The 19,052-nt window shown below is 63.2% G+C and carries 17 protein-coding genes; 10 read left to right on the plus strand and 7 right to left on the minus strand.

The genetic code is table 11. The annotated features are described in order from the left end of the window. Positions 1-18: 18 nt before the first annotated feature. Positions 19-2,844: a TonB-dependent receptor gene (locus tag RLDS_RS42335; RefSeq protein ID WP_021226481.1), complete on the plus strand. Its 2,826-nt coding sequence runs from the start codon at positions 19-21 to the stop codon at positions 2,842-2,844. A 148-nt stretch (positions 2,845-2,992) separates the two neighbouring features. Here the strand turns inward: RLDS_RS42335 and hppD are convergent, their stop codons facing one another. Both hppD and phhA read right to left on the minus strand, forming a co-directional pair. Beyond that, a complete protein-coding gene (gene hppD / locus RLDS_RS42340) occupies positions 2,993-4,060 on the minus strand; it encodes a 4-hydroxyphenylpyruvate dioxygenase (protein WP_021226482.1) in 1,068 nt (355 codons plus the stop codon). Next, a complete protein-coding gene (gene phhA, locus RLDS_RS42345; protein ID WP_021226483.1) occupies positions 4,057-4,926 on the minus strand; it encodes a phenylalanine 4-monooxygenase in 870 nt (289 codons plus the stop codon). Before phhA ends, hppD begins: the two co-directional genes overlap by 4 nt. Before the next feature lie 94 nt (positions 4,927-5,020). Between phhA and RLDS_RS42350 the strand changes: the two genes are divergently transcribed. The 5 genes from RLDS_RS42350 to RLDS_RS42370 all read left to right on the plus strand — a co-directional run bounded on the left by RLDS_RS42350 (position 5,021) and on the right by RLDS_RS42370 (position 10,842). Beyond that, positions 5,021-5,494, plus strand: coding sequence for an Lrp/AsnC family transcriptional regulator (locus RLDS_RS42350; protein WP_021226484.1), 474 nt, complete (start codon positions 5,021-5,023; stop codon positions 5,492-5,494). 109 nt (positions 5,495-5,603) lie between these two features. Further along, complete coding sequence (gene lptB, locus RLDS_RS42355; protein ID WP_021226485.1) at positions 5,604-6,389, plus strand: LPS export ABC transporter ATP-binding protein; 786 nt, start codon at positions 5,604-5,606, stop codon at positions 6,387-6,389. Between the two features lie 45 nt (positions 6,390-6,434). Continuing rightward, positions 6,435-7,949, plus strand: coding sequence for an RNA polymerase factor sigma-54 (gene rpoN / locus RLDS_RS42360; protein ID WP_021226486.1), 1,515 nt, complete (start codon positions 6,435-6,437; stop codon positions 7,947-7,949). Positions 7,950-8,047: 98 nt separating this feature from the next. Then, on the plus strand, positions 8,048-9,820 hold the full coding sequence (recQ, locus tag RLDS_RS42365; protein WP_021226487.1) for a DNA helicase RecQ: 1,773 nt from the start codon (positions 8,048-8,050) through the stop codon (positions 9,818-9,820). Between the two features lie 593 nt (positions 9,821-10,413). After that, on the plus strand, positions 10,414-10,842 hold the full coding sequence (locus tag RLDS_RS42370; protein WP_021226488.1) for a TIGR01244 family sulfur transferase: 429 nt from the start codon (positions 10,414-10,416) through the stop codon (positions 10,840-10,842). Positions 10,843-10,851: 9 nt separating this feature from the next. Here RLDS_RS42370 and dmeF read toward each other — a convergent pair whose 3' ends face one another. Together dmeF and RLDS_RS42380 are read right to left on the minus strand one after the other, a co-directional pair. Then, positions 10,852-11,832, minus strand: a complete 981-nt coding sequence (gene dmeF / locus RLDS_RS42375) for a CDF family Co(II)/Ni(II) efflux transporter DmeF (RefSeq protein ID WP_021226489.1) — start codon at positions 11,830-11,832, stop codon at positions 10,852-10,854. After that, positions 11,829-12,101 carry a metal/formaldehyde-sensitive transcriptional repressor gene (locus RLDS_RS42380; protein WP_021226490.1) on the minus strand — a complete coding sequence of 91 codons (273 nt, stop codon included), beginning with the start codon at positions 12,099-12,101 and terminating at the stop codon, positions 11,829-11,831. Before RLDS_RS42380 ends, dmeF begins: the two co-directional genes overlap by 4 nt. 88 nt (positions 12,102-12,189) lie before the next feature. Here RLDS_RS42380 and crtY point away from each other — a divergent pair, with 88 nt between their 5' ends. The 4 genes from crtY to RLDS_RS42400 are packed head-to-tail and all read left to right on the plus strand — an operon-like array spanning position 12,190 to position 16,417. Further along, positions 12,190-13,335, plus strand: a complete 1,146-nt coding sequence (gene crtY / locus RLDS_RS42385; RefSeq protein ID WP_021226491.1) for a lycopene beta-cyclase CrtY — start codon at positions 12,190-12,192, stop codon at positions 13,333-13,335. Next, positions 13,335-14,822 carry a phytoene desaturase gene (locus RLDS_RS42390; protein WP_021226492.1) on the plus strand — a complete coding sequence of 496 codons (1,488 nt, stop codon included), beginning with the start codon at positions 13,335-13,337 and terminating at the stop codon, positions 14,820-14,822. The genes crtY and RLDS_RS42390 overlap by 1 nt, the downstream gene beginning before the upstream one ends. Beyond that, a complete protein-coding gene (locus tag RLDS_RS42395) occupies positions 14,823-15,404 on the plus strand; it encodes an LOG family protein (protein ID WP_021226493.1) in 582 nt (193 codons plus the stop codon). Positions 15,405-15,445: 41 nt separating this feature from the next. Then, positions 15,446-16,417: a phytoene/squalene synthase family protein gene (locus RLDS_RS42400; protein ID WP_021226494.1), complete on the plus strand. Its 972-nt coding sequence runs from the start codon at positions 15,446-15,448 to the stop codon at positions 16,415-16,417. A gap of 165 nt (positions 16,418-16,582) precedes the next feature. Here the strand turns inward: RLDS_RS42400 and RLDS_RS42405 are convergent, their stop codons facing one another. From RLDS_RS42405 to RLDS_RS42415, 3 genes are all read right to left on the minus strand, one after another. Next, entirely contained in the window at positions 16,583-17,917 is a 1,335-nt protein-coding gene (locus tag RLDS_RS42405; protein WP_021226495.1) for an ammonium transporter, read from the minus strand. A 13-nt stretch (positions 17,918-17,930) separates the two neighbouring features. Beyond that, complete coding sequence (locus RLDS_RS42410; RefSeq protein WP_031298321.1) at positions 17,931-18,269, minus strand: P-II family nitrogen regulator; 339 nt, start codon at positions 18,267-18,269, stop codon at positions 17,931-17,933. Positions 18,270-18,424: 155 nt separating this feature from the next. Next, positions 18,425-19,000: a DUF924 family protein gene (locus RLDS_RS42415; protein ID WP_031298322.1), complete on the minus strand. Its 576-nt coding sequence runs from the start codon at positions 18,998-19,000 to the stop codon at positions 18,425-18,427. Positions 19,001-19,052 lie beyond the last annotated feature (52 nt).

Below are 19,052 nucleotides of genomic sequence, written 5' to 3' on the forward strand. Positions count from 1 at the left end.
CCCGGGGAGGATTGTTCGATGGCCTTGAAGCCCTTCATTTTCGGTTCCAGTTCGATGGTCGCGCTGATGCTGGCAGGCGCTGCGCAGGCGCAGACCGCTTCTGCAAACGCTACGCCGCAGGCAGAGGACGAGGTCAACGAAATCGTCGTGACCGGCGTGCGCGCCTCGATCGTGGGCGCGCTCAACGTCCGCAAGGAATCGACCCAGATCGTCGATTCGATCGTGTCCGAAGATGTCGGCAAACTGCCTGACAATAATGTTGTCGAAGCGCTTCAGCGCGTGACCGGTATCCAGGTCACCGATCGCGCAGGTGGCGAGGCGGCAACGATTACCATCCGCGGCCTCACTGATCCGCTCACCACCCTCAACGGCCGCAATATCTTCACGGCAGCCGGCACGTCCTTCGCGCTTCAGGACATTTCGGCCAACCTCGTCAGCCGCGTCGACGTCTATAAGACGCGTTCGGCCGACCAGCTGGAAACCGGCCTGGCGGGCCAGATCGACGTGCAGACGCGTCGTCCGCTCGACTTTGACGGCTTCACCATCTCCGGTTTGGCGCGCGGCATTTATTCCGAGCTGGCGGACAAGGTGAATCCCAATGTGGCGCTGCTGGTCAGCGATCGCTGGGAAACCGGGATTGGCGACATCGGCATTCTGGTGAATGCCAGCTTCACCCGCGCAGAATATCGCAACCAGAATCTCCAGGCGGGCGCGATGGTGCCCTTCGCCACGGAAAATCCGCCAGAGGGATCGGGCCTCACCCCATTGCAGCGCATCTTCCCGGGGGATCGCAACCAAAACTGGACACCGGGCCTCGATGCCGGCTTGCCCATCGCGCCGGGATCGACGCTCAATATCAATGGCGTCGAAACCCCCTATTATCTCTCGCGAGACGCCGTCATCGCATCGGACCTCTATGGCAAGCGCGAGCGGCCATCGATCAACGCCGCGCTGCAATGGGCGCCCAACGACAGCTCGGTCTATACTGCCGAAATTTTCTACACCGGCTTTCGCGGCGAAACGTTCAACAGCCTGCATTTCAGCTTCGCCGACTGGTGGGGCGACCTGCCGGCCGACGTAGCGAACAGCTTCGAATTGTATGACGGCACGAACATCATCAAGTCGCGACGGATGGGTTCGGTCGCCGGCTTCAACAGCGGCGACATGGCAACCAATCGCACGGATAGCTACGTCTATGCCGTGAACGCGAAATGGGACGTCGGATCCCAAGGGAAGATTTCCGCCGACGTCGCCTATCAGGACAGCAAGAACGAAACCTCCTTCTTCGCCATCCGCACCGATCGCGGTCCGCTTGATCTGGATGTCGATTTCAACGCCGGGGGTGGCTTGCCCGCTTACAGCTTCGGCAATCAGGAGGTCCTGACGGACGCAAGTCAGTGGACCGTAGGCAATTTGTTCGACAGCGGCACCAAGAATACCGGCAGCGCGCTTACCTTCATGCTTGATGGCGAGTATAAGTGGGATGACGGCTTCCTGCGCCGCATCAAGGCGGGCTTCCGCTATGATGATCGCAAGGCCGACAGCTTCGTTCGCGACCAGGGCGCGGGAGGGCTGGGTGTGCCCCTGAATGCTTTTGGCGAAGGCACTCCGTTTACCAATAGCGGCTTCTTCGACGGCCGCGCCGACATTCCTACCAGCTGGGTCTTGGCCGATCCGCGCAGCATGAACAAGGATGCCGTTCGCCAGCTGTATCGCGCCGTCGAGCCGGGCCTTCTGCTGTCGGATCAGATGACGTTCGGGCGCGTGTTCAGCATTAACGAATCCAACCTTGCCGCCTATATCCTTGCAGATGGGGAGTTGGAGCTTTTCGGACGACCACTCCAGCTGCAGGCCGGCGTACGCTTCGTCGCGATCGACACCTTGTATGACTATTTCGATCGGGGCGATGATTTCGCCCGGACCACGGTTTCGACGGGGTCGGAGAAATTCCTGCCGTCCTTCACCGCGCGCTACAATATCACCGATAATCTGCGCGTTCGCTTCAACTATGGTGAAACACTGCGCCGTCCCGCCTTTGGCGATCTCAATCCGAACCCTGTTCTGGGCGGCGACCTGTCGCGCGTCGGGTTTGGCACGGGCACTGCGGGCAATGCCAATCTTCGGGCCACCCATTCGAAGAATATCGACTTGGCACTCGAATGGTATTTCGAACGCAATAGCGCGATCTATGTGACAGCGTTCCAGCGAAAGATCGACGGCCTTGTCGTACCGTTGACAGCCCGTGAATTCATCCCGGACAATTATCTTCCGCGCAACGAAACCTATACTGAAATTTTCAATATTACCCGTCCGGAAAATGCGTCTGACGGTACTCTCAAGGGCGTAGAATTGGGGCTGACCTATTTCCCGTCCTATCTGCCCGGTGTGCTTGACGGCCTCGGCTTTACTGGCAGCGCGACGATCCTGGATTCCGAACAGACCATCCCGGTCGTCAACAACGCTGGCGAAATCACCGGCACCACCAAATCCGCCTTCTTCGGCGTATCCAAGCTGTCATATAATGCGACCCTAGCCTATGATAATGGCCCGATCGGCGCGCGCCTGTCCTATATCTGGCGCAAAGGCTTCCTGCAGCGTAACGAAGCCCGATCATTCGCCAACCCGATTGGCTTCTGGCGCGCACCGGAAAAAAGCCTGGATTTCCAGCTGACTTGGAACGTCAATGACGACATCGGCATCACCTTTGATGCCGTTAACCTGACTAAGGCCAAGCAGCAGGACTATTACAAATTCGGGGATGTCGGCAATCCAACTGAATTCAACAGCAACACGCTGCTGATCGATCGCACCTTTGCCGTAGGTGTCCGCTTTAAATTCGACTGAGTGCCCGGCAAAGCGCGGTGTCTCCTCATCGCGCTTTGCTCCAATGGCGGTCGGACCGGGATTTTCTCCAATCCCGAACCGGCCGCCATTTTATTTGTTAGAACAGCGCAGCACGCTCCCGCGCCATGCAGCGCGGGAACCGCATGCGTCAGCTATCGACGCTGATGACGCCGCGGCGAATCTGGTCCAGTTCGATGCTTTCGAACAGGGCCTGAAAATTGCCGTTGCCAAAGCCCTCATTGCCCTTGCGCTGGATAATCTCGAAGAAGATCGGACCGAACATATTTTCGGTGAAAATCTGGAGCAATATGCCCTCGCTCTCTACATCGCCGTCGATGAGGATGCGGTTGCGGCGCAGGCGTTCCAGATCCTCGCCATGGCCCGGCACGCGCTTGTCGACCAGTTCATAATAGGTTTCGATCGTGTCCTGCAGTCGCACGCCGCGCGCCCGCAGCTTTTCCACCGTCTCATAGATATTGTCGGTGGTGAGCGCGAGATGCTGGATGCCTTCGCCATGATAGTCGCGGATAAACTCCTCGATCTGGCTCTTGTCGTCCTGGCTTTCATTCAAGGGAATACGGATTGCACGGTCGGGCGCGATCATCGCCTGGCTGGTGAGGCCGGTCGCCTTCCCCTTGATGTCGAAGAATTTCTGCTCCTCGAAATTGAAGAGCGTGCGGTAGAATTCGCTCCAGACGCGCATCTGGCCGCGCCGGACATTGTGGGTTAGGTGATCGAGCAGTTCCAGCCCGACACTGTTGGCCGCCTCTTTCTCACGCCAGCCGGGCATCTCCGCCCAATTGGCATAAAGGTCCTCGCCATCCTTAATGAAGTAGAGATAGGCGCCGCCGATCCCTTCGATCACCGTGTCATCCTCTTCCGTCGCCTTGGCCCCATGGTCGAGCGCCCAGGCAAGCGCCGCCTGCGGATCGGCGACGCGGAAGGCCATGGCGCTGGCGGACGGACCATGCACCCCGCGAAAGGCCGCGACGCGCCCGGCATCGTCGCGGTTCAGCATCAGGTTGATGCGCCCCTGCTTGTAGCGGGTGATATTCTTGGTCGGGTGGCGATGCGTCGCGGTGAAGCCCAGCGCCTCGAACTGCGCAGCCATCGCTTCGGGATCGGGCGAGGTGAATTCGACAAATTCGAACCCGTTAAGGCCTAGCGGGTTGGCGGACGCGATGTCGGATTGCTGGTCCAGCATGGTGGCGGTCATAAAGGCTCCTCTTCCTTCTGTCGGGCATAGGCCTGGGTTCCGCGTGTCAGCACGCGATCCTCAGGCGCGATGGTGTCGGTGTCGTGATCGGGCAGCGCGGCCAGATCGGCGTAAAGCGGCGCGAAGTCCGTTTGCGTCGTCTGCTCCAGCAATTGTTCGAAACTGTCGATGACGAAATAGCTCTGCTGGAAATCGTCGATGCGATAGCGGGTGCGCATGATCCGCCGCAGGTCAAAGCCGATGCGGTTGGGCGACGGGTCCTCCAGCGCGAAATGCGATTCCGCGTTGGACGACACGATTCCCGCCCCATAAAGGCGCAGGCCGGCATCGGTCTGGATCAGACCAAATTCGACCGTATACCAGTAAAGCCGCGCGAGCTTCGCGATCGCGCCCATTCCGTCCGCGCGCAGGCCACCGCGTCCATAAGCCTGCATATAGTCGGCGAAGACCGGATTGGCGAGCAGCGGGACATGACCGAAGACGTCATGAAAAATATCCGGTTCCTGGAGATAATCCTCCTGTTCGGGCGTACGGATGAACCGCCCGGCCGGGAAACGCCGGTTGGCGAGATGATCGAAGAAGACACGATCGGGCACTAGTCCCGGCACCGCGATCACTTCCCAGCCTGTCGCTGCGCGAAGCCGCTCATTGAGCGCGGCAAATTCGGGTATGCCCGGGCGGTCCATGCGCAAAATGTCGAGGCCTTGGAGAAATTCCGGGACCACCCGCCCCTCCAGCATCGCCGCCTGTCGTTCGAACAGCCGGTCCCACATGGCGTGATCGCCCGCGCCATAGGCGGTCCAATCCTGCAAAATTGTCCAGTCGGCTGCCGCGCCGGCGGGCGGATTTTGGGCGTCCCTCTCCATATGATGATCATCGCAAATGACGCGCGAAAATGCTTTTCAAAATCCCGACCACGTTCGGCCTGACTGAAAGCCTTTTTCGTGATATGCCAATCGCATGACGAATTTATCCAGCCTGGACTTGCTAGACCGCCGTATTCTTTCGGAATTGCAGCGCGACGCGACGCTCAGCAACGCGGAACTCGCCGAACGGGTCGGCAGCACCGGCCCGTCCTGCTGGCGGCGCGTCCGCGCGATGCAGGATCAGGGCCTGTTGCGCCGCGCGGTGTGGATCGCCGATCCCAGCGCGCTGGGGCAAGGCGTCATCGTGCTGTGCCATGTCCGGATGAAGGAATTTTCCGCCGAAGCCATTGCCGCGTTTGAGGATTTCGTGCGCGCCCACGAACAGGTGATGGAATGCTATTCGATGTCGGGCGAATGGGATTATCTGCTGCGCGTCGTCGCGTCCGACGTCGCGGACTATGAACATTTCCTGATGCGCACCTTGCTCAAACATCCGTCGGTCGCCGGCGCATCGTCGCAATTTGCGCTGTCGACGACCAAATATGAGACAGCCTTGCCGATCCGCTGAGCCGGGATTTTACTCTTGCTCCCATCCTGTTACCATGCACAAAGCTTGCCAGCCGCGCGAGGACTGCCAATCTATGCGCGCGAACCCATGGCTCGCCAAGGATGACAGGATGCATGACGTGACCGTTCAGGACCGGCCGACCCCGGCCCACCCCCTCGCCCCGCAGGAAGTGGGCGATGGCCTGTCCGTCATCTCGATCGCCAAAAGCTACGACAAGCGCGTGGTGCTGTCCGACGTGTCCTTGACCGTGGGCAAGGGCGAAGTGGTCGGTCTGCTCGGTCCCAATGGCGCAGGCAAGACGACCTGTTTCTATTCGGTCATGGGGCTGGTCCGCCCCGATCGCGGCCGCATCGTGCTGGACGGTCAGGATATCACCGGCCTGCCCATGTATCGCCGCGCGATCCTGGGCCTGGGTTATCTGCCACAGGAAACGTCGATTTTCCGGGGCCTGAGCGTCGCGCAGAATATCGGCGCGGTGCTGGAACTGGCCGAACCGGACAAGGCGGCGCGGGCGGCGCGACTGGAACAGCTGCTCGATGAATTCGGCCTCACCCGGCTGCGCGATTCATCGGCCATGGCGCTGTCGGGCGGCGAGCGTCGGCGCTGCGAAATCGCCCGCGCGCTGGCAGCCAACCCCTCGATCGTGCTGCTAGACGAACCCTTTGCCGGTATCGACCCCCTGTCGATTGCCGACATTCGCGATCTGGTAAAGGACCTCAAGAACCGGGGTATCGGCGTGCTCATCACCGACCATAATGTGCGCGAGACGCTGGAAATCGTCGATCGCGCCTGCATCATCTATGGCGGTCAGGTGCTGTTTGCCGGCAATCCCACCGAACTGGTCGCCAACACCGAAGTCCGTCGCCTGTATCTGGGCGAAAATTTCCAGTTGTAAGATGGGTCGGGGGCGGCCTCTCTTTGTTGATCGGGCGCCCGGCTGATGGCGCTGGGGCCGCGCCTCGACATTCGCCAGAGCCAGTCTCTGGTGATGACGCCGCAATTGCAGCAGGCGATCAAGCTTCTGGCGCTGTCCAACCTGGAACTCGACGCCTTTGTCGCAAGCGAACTGGAAAAAAACCCGCTGCTCGACACCGGCGCGGATGATGCGCCCATCCCGGCCGACGGCATTGACCGCGCTGTCGAGGCCCCGGCGCTTGCGGCCGAAAGCGGGGCCAGCGACGATCTGATCGCGCAGGGCCTTGGCGCGGCCGACAGCCCGCTGGACGTCGATCATGGTGCGGAAACCTTCATAGACGATGGTCCGGGCGACCGGATCGCGTCGGCAATGGGCGCCAGCGGCGGTGTGGAACCCCTTGGCGGCGGCTATGCCGACGATGCTCCCGATTTCGACAGCTTCGCTGCCCCCGATATCAGCTTGCAGGAGCATCTGATGGATCAGGCACGCGCCGCTTTGGCGGGGATGGACCTGTTGATCGCGTCGCAGCTGATCGGCCAGATCGACGAAGCGGGCTATCTGGAAGCGAACCTGCTGACGACCGCCCATGGCCTGGGCGTGCCGCTTCATCAGGTGGAGCGGGTGCTGGACGTCATCCATGGCTTTGATCCCACGGGCGTTGGCGCGCGATCGCTGGCCGAATGCCTGGCGCTGCAAGCGAAGGAGGCGGATCGCCACGATCCGTGCATGGCGCGGCTGCTCGTCAATCTGGACCTTTTGGCCAAGGGCGCGCTGCCCCAGCTGCGCCGCATCTGCGGTGTGGACGAAGAGGATATGGCCGACATGATCGCCGAATTGCGCGGCTATGATCCCAAGCCTGGCTTGCGCTTTTCCTCTTCCACCGCCGCGCCGGTGACGCCCGACCTCTTCATTCGCCCGGCCAGCGACGGCTGGGCGATAGAGATCAACAGCGCCACCCTGCCCCGCGTGCTGATCAACCGCAGCTATTATGTCGAACTGTCGACCGGCAAGCAGGACAAGGACAGCAAGGCCTGGCTCGCCGACTGCCTGGCCAGCGCCAACTGGCTGGTGAAGGCGCTCGATCAGCGACAGAAGACGATCATCAAGGTGGCGAGCGAAATCCTGCGCCAGCAGGAGGGGTTCTTCCAAAAGGGCGTCGCGCATTTGAAGCCCCTGACGCTGAAGGCCGTGGCCGACGCGATCGGCATGCACGAAAGCACCGTCAGCCGCGTCACAACGAACAAATATCTTTCCTGCCCGCGCGGGCTGTACGAACTCAAATATTTCTTCACCAGCGGCGTGGCGGCCTCGAGCGGCGACGGCGCGGTGTCGGCCGAAGCGGTCAAAAGCCACATCAAGGCGCTGATTTCCGCCGAAGACCCGCAGGCGATCCTGTCCGACGACACGCTGGTCGACATGCTGCGGGCAAAGGGCATGGACATTGCCCGCCGCACGGTAGCCAAATATCGCGAAGCCATGGGCATCGGATCGTCTGTGCAGCGCCGCCGGCAAAAGGCGCTCAAAGGCAAGGCCGCCTGACCATTTCCTGAGAGCTCGCGCCCGCGCCCGGCGGACATTCCGGCCTTCCCCCGCGCTGCGCTCTAGCCCTTGCCTTCCCCAGTCGCTAAGGCCGCGCCATGGCGCGCGACATCCCCACGCTTCTCCACGATATTTTCGGGTTCACCGCCTTTCGCGGAGTTCAGGAACAGGTGGTGGATCGCGTCATGGCGGGCCGCCCGACACTGGCCATCATGCCCACGGGTGCGGGCAAATCGCTTTGCTACCAGCTTCCCGCCGCCGCGCTGGATGGCTGCTGCATCGTCGTGTCACCGCTTATCGCCCTGATGCACGACCAGCTGCGCGCCGCCAATGCGGTGGGCCTGCGCGCCGCCAGCCTGACCAGCGTGGACCAAGACTGGCGCGAAACCCAGGACCGGTTGCGCGGTGGCGATCTTGACCTGCTCTATGTCGCGCCCGAACGCGCCAGCCAGGAAAATTTCCGCAACCTGCTCCGTTCGGCAAAGATCGCGCTTTTCGCGATCGACGAAGCCCATTGCGTGTCCGAATGGGGCCATGATTTCCGACCGGACTATCGGCTGCTGCGGCCGTTGCTCGACGAATTTCCCCACGTCCCGCGCCTTGCCCTCACCGCGACGGCGGACGCGCATACCCGCGCCGACATTCTGGTCCAGCTCGGCATTCCCGAAGACGGCCTCATCATCTCGGGCTTCGACCGGCCCAATATCCGCTACGCCGTCCACCCACGCGAGGGGCTGACGCGCCAGCTGGCCGACCTTCTCGCCCAGCACCCCGGCCCCGGCGTCGTCTATGCCCAGACCCGCGCCGCGACCGAAAAACTCGCCGAGACGCTGGGGCGCGGCGGGCGAGCCGTGCGCGCCTATCATGCCGGCATGGACCCGGCGACCCGCGCCGCCAACCAGGCCGCCTTCATCGCCAGCGAGGATATGGTAATGGTCGCCACCGTCGCCTTTGGCATGGGCATCGACAAGCCCGACGTGCGCTTCGTCGCGCATGCCGGCCTGCCCAAGTCGATCGAGGGCTATTATCAGGAATCGGGCCGCGCCGGTCGCGATGGCGAACCAGCGGTCGCGCATCTTTTCTGGGGGGCGGAGGATTTCGCCCGCGCCCGGATGCGGATCGCCGAACTCGAACCCGCCCGCCAGCAGGGGGAGCGCACCCGCATCGCCGCGCTGGGCGCGCTCGTCGAAACCGCCACCTGCCGCCGCGCCATCCTACTGCGCCACTTCGGCGAAAGCCCGCCGCCGACCTGCGGCAATTGCGACAATTGCCTCGTCCCCCCCGCCAGCATCGACGCCACCCAAACAGCGCGCAAATATCTTTCCGCCGTCTATCGCACCGGGCAGAGCTTCGGCGCGGGCCATATCGAGGCGGTGCTGACCGGCGCCCCCAACGACAAGGTGCGCGAGCGCGGGCATGACCGCATCTCGGTCCACGGCATCGTCGATGGCGAGGAAACCGCGCTGCTCCGCCCGGTCTCGCGCGCGCTGCTGGTCCGCGACGCGCTGGAGACGACCGAGCATGGCGGCCTGATGCTTGGCCCCAACGCGCGGCCCATCCTGCGCGGCGAGGAGGAGGTCCGCATCCTCCTGCCCCCCAAACGCGAAAAGCGCCGCCGCAACGCCCGTTCAGGCGGCGACGCCAACCCCGTCGGCGATCCGCTGTTCGATGCCCTGCGAGCCTGCCGCCGCGAACTGGCGCAGGAGGCGGGCGTGCCGCCCTATGTCATCTTCCACGATTCGACCCTGCGCGAAATGGCCGAACAGCGCCCGTCGAGCATCCGCGACATGAGCCACATCAGCGGCGTCGGCCAGAAAAAGCTCGACGCCTGGGGCGACGCGTTTCTCGCGGCGATCCGGCCGTTTTTGTGAGGGGGGCCGCAAAGGGGGAAGGTGGACTCCCGTTGGCGATCACAAATTCAATCCGCGCAGAAACGATCCTGAACTCGGCCGTCTACGACAGTGGCGCGGCATCCGGAGGGATCAGAAGTCCACTGACATTGTCCTGACACCTTCGCTCCGATGTCCGGCATTCGAGATGGCTGAACCCGGCCATGGCGCCTAGACTTATTCGTCAGAGGCGGAGGTCGGGTATCATCCCAGTATCGACACTCACCTTCGCAGTCGGACGGTCCGGTGCATCTTTTACCTCGGTCAGGAAAGTTTCTTATACAAGCCTCAGCTTGTGTAAGCCCGACCTTTACCACCGATCCACCCTTCGCCAAACAGGCCTCGACTGCTTTCGGAGCAAGCTTTAACTTGGTTGCAGGGTAAGCAACGCTCCCTGCTGTCATCAAAGTTAAAGTTACGAGACCTGCGAGTGCGCGTAGCATCCAATATAAATGAACAAATGGCGGCTGAAGAACAAGCTTTGATCACTATGCCGCATTCTCAGTCGTATCGCACACTCCCCCCTTGCAACCCCGCCCGCCGCGTCGCATGGCTCAGCCGCAAAGGAGACGCCCATGTTCCGCCCATTGACCGACCGCATCCTCGTATCCCCGCAGATCAGCATCGCGGACGTCGCTCAGGCGAAGGCGCAGGGCGTCACCCTCATCGTCAACAACCGCCCCGACGATGAGGAGCCGGGGCAGGTCAACGGCGCGGAGATCGAGGCAGCGGCGAAGGACGCCGGCATCGCCTATGTCGCCGTGCCGGTCGCCCATGGCGGCTTTGCCCCCTGGCAGCTTGATGGCATGGCGCAGGCGCTCGACCAGACCGGCGATGGCAAGATGCTGGCCTATTGCCGGTCGGGCACGCGCAGCACGCTGCTCTGGGCGCTGACCCGCGCGCGGGCGGGCGATCATCCCGACGTTCTGGCGGCGCAGGCGGCCGCGGCAGGCTATGACATCAGCCCGGTGCGCCAGATCATGGACGCGCTCAAGCCGCAATAAGCGGGCGGTTCATCCGCACTCCACCGTAACATGCTCCATGCGCGGCAGCGCCTTGATCCGCGCGCGCACCGCTGCGCCATCGGCGCCCGGCGCAAGGCTCAGGATCGCGGCATGGGCATGCGGGCCGATCCGCCAGACATGCAGGTCGCGGATTATCGCCCCTTCGGCCTCTGCCTCCAGCCGCAGCCGCGCCATCAGCGCCGGCTCGGCGGTATCGAGCAGGATCGCGGCCGTGTCCTGCATCAGCCCCCAGGCCCAGCGGGCAATGACCACCGCGCCCAGCAGGCCGACCGCCGGGTCCAGCCACCACCAACCCATATAGCGCCCGGCCAGTAGCGCCGCGATCGCCAGCACCGAGGTCAGCGCATCGGTCAGCACATGGATATAGGCCGCGCGCATATTATTGTCCGCATGGACATGGCCGTGCGCGTCCCCATCGGCATGGCTATGGTCATGCCCCAGCAGCAGCGCGCTCGCGATGTTGATGACCAGGCCGATGACCGCCACCAGCGTCGCTTCGCCGAACGCCACCTGCACCGGCTCAAAGAAGCGCAGCATCGATTCGACCGCGATGAACAGGGCGGTGACGCCCAGCAGCAAAGCGGACGCGAAACCCGACAGGTCGCCAACCTTGCCCGTGCCAAAGGTGAAGCGCGGATTGCGGGCGTGGCGGCGTGCATAGCCATAGGCCGCCGCCGCCACCGCCAGCGCGCCGGCATGGGTCGCCATGTGAAATCCATCGGCCAGCAACGCCATCGATCCTGTGAGCCAGCCGAAGGCAATCTCCACCACCATCGTCGCGGCGGTCAGCCACACCACCCACATGGTGCGCCGCGCGTTACGATCATGCCCCGCGCTCAGATAAATATGGTCGAAATAATGGCTTTCCTCCGCCTCCCCCGGCGTCGCGGTGGGCAGAGGCGGCGGCGCGTCATGATCATGTGCGTGGTCATGGTGATGGTCGTGATGGTGATCGCCGTGCATCATCATTTCCCGTAGCGGCGGATAAGCGCCAGCATCTCTTCGGCCGCCGCCGCGCGGGCAGCGTCGCTCAGCCCCGGTCGCGCGACATGCGCGCGCATATGCTGTTCGATCAGTTCTTCCATCAAACTGCCGACGGCGCCGCGGACGGACGCGACCAGCTGCAACGTCTGCGAACAATCGGCGTCGCCCGCCAATTGCCGCTCGACAGCCGCGACCTGACCCGCAATCCGACGCGTCCGCGCAAGCAGCTTTTCCCTGTCTTCCACAATATGCATACTATACCCCCCTATATTATATCCGCTTTTGCGACAAGGGGCGGAAGGGACGCTATCGCAGCCGCGCTCCAGCCCCTATGAGGGGCCTATGCATTCCATCGACTGTGACCTCGCAATCATCGGCGGCGGCCTTGCCGGCGGCCTGGCTGCGCTCGCGCTGGCCGCCCTGAGGCCGGAACTTCGCGTGCTGCTGATCGAACGCGACGCAGAGCCGGGAGGCAATCATATCTGGTCTTTCTTCGACGGCGACGTCGCCCCGCAGGATCGCTGGCTGGTGGACCCCATGGTCGCCCATCGCTGGGCACAGGGCCATGCCGTCGTCTTCCCGGGTTTCAAGCGCGACCTGGCCACCCCTTATAACAGCCTGACTTCCGTCGCCTTCGCTGTCCATCTACGCAAGATGCTGGGCGATCGGCTGCTCGCGGGAGCGACGGTTCAAACCCTTGCGCCCGATCATGTCACGCTGGTCGATGGCCGCACGATCCATGCACAGGCGGTGCTCGACGCACGCGGGCCAGGCGACCTGGCCGCGCTGCGCTGCGGATGGCAGAAATTCGTCGGGCACGCGCTACGCTGCGCTGCGCCGCACGGCGTCGCACGGCCCGTCATCATGGACGCCAGCGTCGATCAAATGGACGGCTACCGCTTCGTCTACCTGCTCCCCTGGGATGATCGCACCATCTTCGTCGAAGACACTTATTATAGCGACACGCCCGATCTCGACGGCACAGCGCTGGACGATCGCATCGCCGCCTATGCCAAAGCGAAGGGATGGGCCGCCCAGAGCATCCATCGGGAAGACGGCGTGCTTCCGGTCGTCCATGGCGGCGATTTTGATCGCTACTGGCCGGCATCCGACCCCGTCGCGCGCGCGGGCGTGCGCGCCGGCCTGTTCCAGCCAATGACCGGCTATTCCTTGCCCGACGCCGTCCGCTTCGCGCTCTGGCTGGCCCGTCAACCGCTGGACGGCCTGCCTGCCGCCACTCGCGCCTATGCCAAGGCGCATTGGCGAGATGGCAGCTATTACCGCATGTTGGGCAAGATGCTGTTCGGCGCAGCCCGGCCCGAGGAGCGCTGGCGGATATTCTCGCGCTTCTACCGCCTCAGCCCCGCGCTCATCCAGAGATTCTATGCCGGCCAGTCAACCATGGCTGACCGTTTGCGCATCTTGTGCGGCAAGCCGCCCGTCCCCATAAGGAGCGCCATGCGCACCTTGCTGAACCCGCCCGCCTGATGTCCCGAACCGCGATCGTCATCGGTGCGGGCTTTGGCGGCCTCGCCCTTGCCATCCGCCTCCAGTCGGCCGGCGTCCAGACCACCTTGGTGGAAGCGCGCGATCGCCCAGGCGGCCGCGCCTATATGTGGGAAAAGGCCGGCTTCACTTTCGACGCGGGGCCGACCGTCATCACCGATCCCGATTGCCTTGCCGAACTCTGGCGGCTGTCGGGCCATGACATGGCGCAGGACGTCACGCTGATGCCGGTGTCCCCTTTCTATCGGCTTAACTGGCGCGACGGTACCAATTTCGATTATTCCAACGACGAACCCGCGCTTCGGGCCGAGATCGCCAAGCTCGATCCGGGCGATGTCGCTGGCTATGAGCGCTTCTGCGATTATGCCGCCGGTGTGTATGAAGAGGGCTATCGCAAGCTTGGCCATGTTGCCTTCCTCGATTTCGCGTCGATGGTGAAGGCTGCGCCTGCGCTCGCCAAGCATCAGGCCTGGCGATCGGTCTATTCGATCGTCGCGTCCTATGTGAAGAATGAGAAGCTGCGCGAGGCACTGTCCTTCCACACCCTGCTGGTCGGCGGCAATCCGATGAAAACCAGCTCGATCTATGCCCTCATCCACAAGCTGGAGAAAGACGGCGGGGTCTGGTTTGCGAAAGGCGGCACCAATCGCCTGGTGCAGGGCATGGCCACCCATTTCGAACGGCTGGGCGGCATGCTTCGCCTGGGTGATCCGGTCACGCGGATCGAAACCTATGGCGACAAGGCAACGGCGGTGCACACCGCATCGGGCTGGCGCGGCGAGGCCGATGCGGTCGCCTCCAACGCTGACCTTATGCACAGCTATCGCGACTTGCTCGCCCATCATCCGCGCGGGCAGAAGCAGGGCGAAAAGCTGGCGGCGAAGCGCTGGTCGCCCAGCCTGTTCGTGCTGCATTTCGGGATCAAGGGCAGCTGGCCGGGCATCCCGCATCATATGATCCTGTTTGGTCCGCGCTACGAAGGGTTGCTGACCGATATTTACGATCATGGCGTGCTGCCGCAGGATTTCTCGCTCTATCTGCACCACCCGACCGTCACCGATCCCTCGATGGCGCCCGATGGCCATTCGACTTTTTACGCCCTCGCGCCGGTGCCCCATATGGGAAAACTGCCGATCGACTGGGATCAGTTCGGCGCGGCCTATTCCGAAAGGATATTGGACGAGATCCAGCATCGCCTGATCCCCGACATCCGATCGCGCATCGTCACCCAGTTCCACTATACGCCGCGTGACTTCGGCCGGGATCTTGCCGCCCATATGGGCAGCGCCTTCAGCCTGGAGCCCTTGCTGACCCAAAGCGCCTTCTTCCGCGCGCATAATCGCGACGATGTCATTCCCAACCTCTATCTGGTAGGGGCCGGCACCCATCCCGGCGCGGGCATCCCCGGCGTGGTGGGCAGCGCCAAGGCGACCGCCGCGCTGATGCTGGATGACTTGAGCAGGACCTAAATGAAAAGACTGGCAGTCTATTGCGGGTCGGCCACCCCGGCCGACCTCACCTTTATCGACGCGGCGCGCCATGTCGGCCGCACATTGGCGCAGCGGGGCATCGGCGTCGTCTATGGCGGCGGAAGGCTGGGCCTGATGGGCGCGGTGGCGGACGCGGCGCTGGAGGCGGGCGGCGAAGTGATCGGGGTGATTCCCGAAGCGCTGGTCGGCGCGGAAGTCGCGCACAAGGGCTGCACGCAGCTGCACGTCGTCCAGACCATGCATCAGCGCAAGCAACTATTCACCGACCTGTCGGACGGGTTCGTGACCCTGCCCGGCGGCGTCGGCACGATGGATGAATTGTGGGAGGCGATCAGCTGGGCGCAGCTGGGCTATCATGATAAGCCCGTCGGCCTACTCAACGTCGCCGGCTTTTACGACCAGCTGATCGGCTTCAACCGCCAGATGGTGGACAGCGGCTTCATCCGGCCGCAGCATGCCGGCATTCTGGTCCATGAAAACAGTATCGAAGCGCTGGTCGATGCGATGGCGGCTTATCAGCCCCACGAAACAATATTCGCGATGAAGGCCGCGCGGCTGTAACCCCTCGACGCCGGCGATGCGCGCGGGCATGGGTTACGCCCATGACCGATCCCATTGCTCCCGATCGCGCCGTCCCTGACCGCACCGCTCTGGTCGCCCATGCCCGCGACAGCATCGCGCGCGGTTCCAGAAGCTTCGCCATGGCCTCCAAATTGTTCGACCGGCAGACGCGGGAACGCGCCTGGCTGCTCTATGCCTGGTGCCGCAAGTGCGACGACATTGCCGACGGCCAGGATCATGGCGGGGCTTTGAGCGTCGTTGCCGATGCGCAGGCCCGCCTGTCGGACATGCGGGTGATGACCGATCGCGCCTTGCGCGGCGAACCCACAGGCGATCCAGCCTTTGACGGCTTTGGCTTGGTGATGCGCGAATGCGCGATCCCCCATCGCTACGCCCATGATCTCATCGAAGGATTTGCGCTGGACGCCCGCGACTGGCGACCGCGCAGCCAGGATGACATGCTGCGCTATTGCTATCATGTCGCCGGTGCGGTCGGCTGCATGATGGCGGTGTTGATGGGGGTCGATCCGCAGGACGACGCGACGCTGGATCGCGCCTGTGATCTGGGCCTTGCCTTTCAACTGGCCAATATTGCGCGCGACATTGGCGAGGATGAAGCGGCGGACCGCTGTTACCTGCCCGTGGAATGGCTGGTGGAAATGGACATTCCGCCGGGCGAGCATATGAAACCGTGGGTTCGCCCCCGCCTTGCCATCCTTGGCCGCCGGCTCGCCGACATGGCCGCCGCCTATGAGGCGAGCGCGCGGCACGGCACCGGCGCGCTGCAACCCCGTGCGGCCTGGGCGGTGCTTGCCGCGGCCGGCATCTATGGCGACATCGCTCGCACAGTAGCGCGGCGCGGACCAATGGCGTGGGATCATCGCGTGGTGACGCGCAAGAGCGACAAGCTGATGTGGGTCGCGCGCGCGGGGCTTCAGGTGATCGGGCGCGCACGGCGCTGGCCTGGGGGAACCGTCCGGCCTGAGAGCCTTTGGCGTCGGCCTGCCGCCTGAGCCAGAACGGGATCGCCAGTAGGCCGATCGGCACGCCCTGCCCCCCCCGAAAAAAAATGGGCCGATGCTTTCGCACCGGCCCAAGGCATGTTCGCAGGAGGAACATCGGAAGGCGGGGCGGCGATCCCTCTGTCAGGGGTGGCCGCCCGGCCAAATCAGTGAAACTTACGGGTTGTAGGCACGCTCGCCATGTTCGCCGAGGTCTAGGCCTTCATATTCGACCTCCTGGCTGACCCGCAGGCCAGTGACGGCCTTGGCGATATAGATGGCGATGGCGGTGCCAATGGCCGCCCAGACGATCGTGGTGACGGTCGCCAGGATCTGCGTCACCAGCTGGCCGCCGATCGAGAAGTCCGCGCCGCCAGGACCGCCCAGCGAGGGCGAATAGACGATGCCGGTGCCGATCGCACCGATCATGCCGCCCACGCCGTGGATGCCAAAGGCGTCGAGGCTATCGTCATAGCCGAGCTTCGGCTTGAGAACCGTGACGGTGTAGAAGCAGATGACCGATGCGGCCGCGCCCAGGACGATGGCGCCGAACGGACCCGAATTGCCCGCTGCCGGCGTAACGGCGACGAGGCCAGCGATGATGCCCGAGCAGAAGCCCAGAGCAGACCCCTTGTGGCCATTGACACGCTCGGCGAGCATCCAGAACAGACCGGCCGAAGCGGTAGCGACGAAGGTGTTGATCATGGCCAGCGCGGCCGATCCATTGGCCTCCAGCGCCGAGCCGGCGTTGAAGCCGAACCAGCCGACCCACAGCAGGCCGGTGCCGACCGCCGTCAGCGTCAGGCTGTGCGGCGGCATGGGCTCCTTGGGATAGCCGATACGCTTGCCCAGGATGAGGCAGGCGACCAGCGCCGAGACACCGGCATTGATATGCACCACGGTGCCGCCGGCGAAATCCAGCGCGCCCATTTCGAAGAACAGGCCGCCAGCGGCCCACACCATATGGGCGATCGGGAAATAGACGATGGTCAGCCAAATGAGGGCGAACACCATGACGGCGGAGAATTTGATCCGCTCGACCACGGACCCCAGCACCAGCGATACCGTAATCGCCGCGAAGGTCATCTGAAAGCAGACGAACACATATTCGGGAATGACGACGCCGTCGGTGAAGGTCGCCGCCGTCGAATCCGGCGTGATGCCGGCCAGGAACACCTTGGAAAGATCGGAGATGAAACCGTTGCTCGGGCCGGCAAAGGCCAGGCTGTAGCCATAGATGACCCAGATCAGCATGGCGAAGCAGGTCGCCGCGCCAATCTGCGTCATGACCGACAGCATGTTCTTCGTGCGGACGAGGCCGCCATAGAAAAGGGCAAGGCCCGGCAGGATCATCGCCAGGACGAGGATGGTCGACATCATCATCCAGGCGGTGTCGCCCTTGTCCGGCGTCGGGGCGGCAGCGGCCGCCTCTTGCGCCCATGCGGGCAGAGCGGCGAATAGCGACAGGGCGCCAGCCCCCGCCACGCCGCAGAATTTCTTGGAAAAGCTCATCATTTCCCCCTTCTTACAGCGCGGTTTCGCCAGTCTCGCCTGTGCGGATGCGCACGGCCTGACCAACATCGAGGACGAAAATCTTGCCATCGCCAATGGCGCCCGAATTGGCCGCCGCCTGGGTCGCTTCGACCACGCGCGGCGCCAGATCATCTTCGCAGACGACCTCAACCTTGATTTTCGGGACCATGTTGGTGGAATATTCGGCGCCGCGATAGATTTCGGTCTGCCCCTTCTGGCGACCGAAGCCCTTCACTTCGCTGACCGTCATGCCGGCAATGCCGAGCGAGGACAGCGCCTCGCGGACATCGTCCAGCTTGAACGGCTTGATGATAGCCATGACAAGTTTCATGTCGCCCCCTGTGAATGGTGTGCGGGGACATAGCAGCAAGGGGCGTGCCAAATTGCTAAAGGCGCGTTAATGCGGGCCTCACGCCAGCTCGCAGCAGAGCACCCGCTGCAAAATTGAGCAGTGGAGGAATGTTGCCTATTTTTTGGGCAAGCCGCCTACCAATTCTCTCCCTTGGCGACAGCATCCCGTTCCTCGTCGCGGGTTTCGCGACCAAGCACGGCATTGCGATGGGGAAAGCGGCCAAATTGCGCGATGATTGCGTGATGCTGCCGGGCGAAATCGAGCCATTTGGCGTCGCCCGCTCCTTCGAACAGGGTCAGGGACAGGTCCTGATCCTCGCGATCTTCGCTATGCATGAAGGGCATGTAGAAGAAGCAGCGTCCCGCCCCGCCAATCTGCACATCATAGCCCTGCGCAATCGCGCCGCGGGCAATGTCGCGGGCCAGGGCATCGGTTGCAAAGGCGTCCGCGCTATCCCGGAACATATTGCGGGGCAGTTGATCGAACAAAAGGATCGCCGCCAAAGCATCATCGGCGCGATCCAGAAAATCCTCAGCAGGTTGAGCCTGTTTGTCGCGCCAAAGCTCGGCAAATTTTTCGGTGCAGACACGATCCAGCCTGGGATCATGGCTCCACCATCCTTCTTCACCAACCTGATTGAACCAGAAATCGAGCAGCGCGGCCGCCCAGTCGGCGGTCACGGCATCATGGCTGTCGGTCAGCATGTTCATGCAGAACAAATGTCGCACCGAACCAGTAGTTCCCACGCTTGGCGGGACAGGC

The sequence above is a fragment of the Sphingobium lactosutens DS20 genome, assembly GCF_000445105.1.
Lineage (GTDB): Bacteria > Pseudomonadota > Alphaproteobacteria > Sphingomonadales > Sphingomonadaceae > Sphingobium > Sphingobium lactosutens.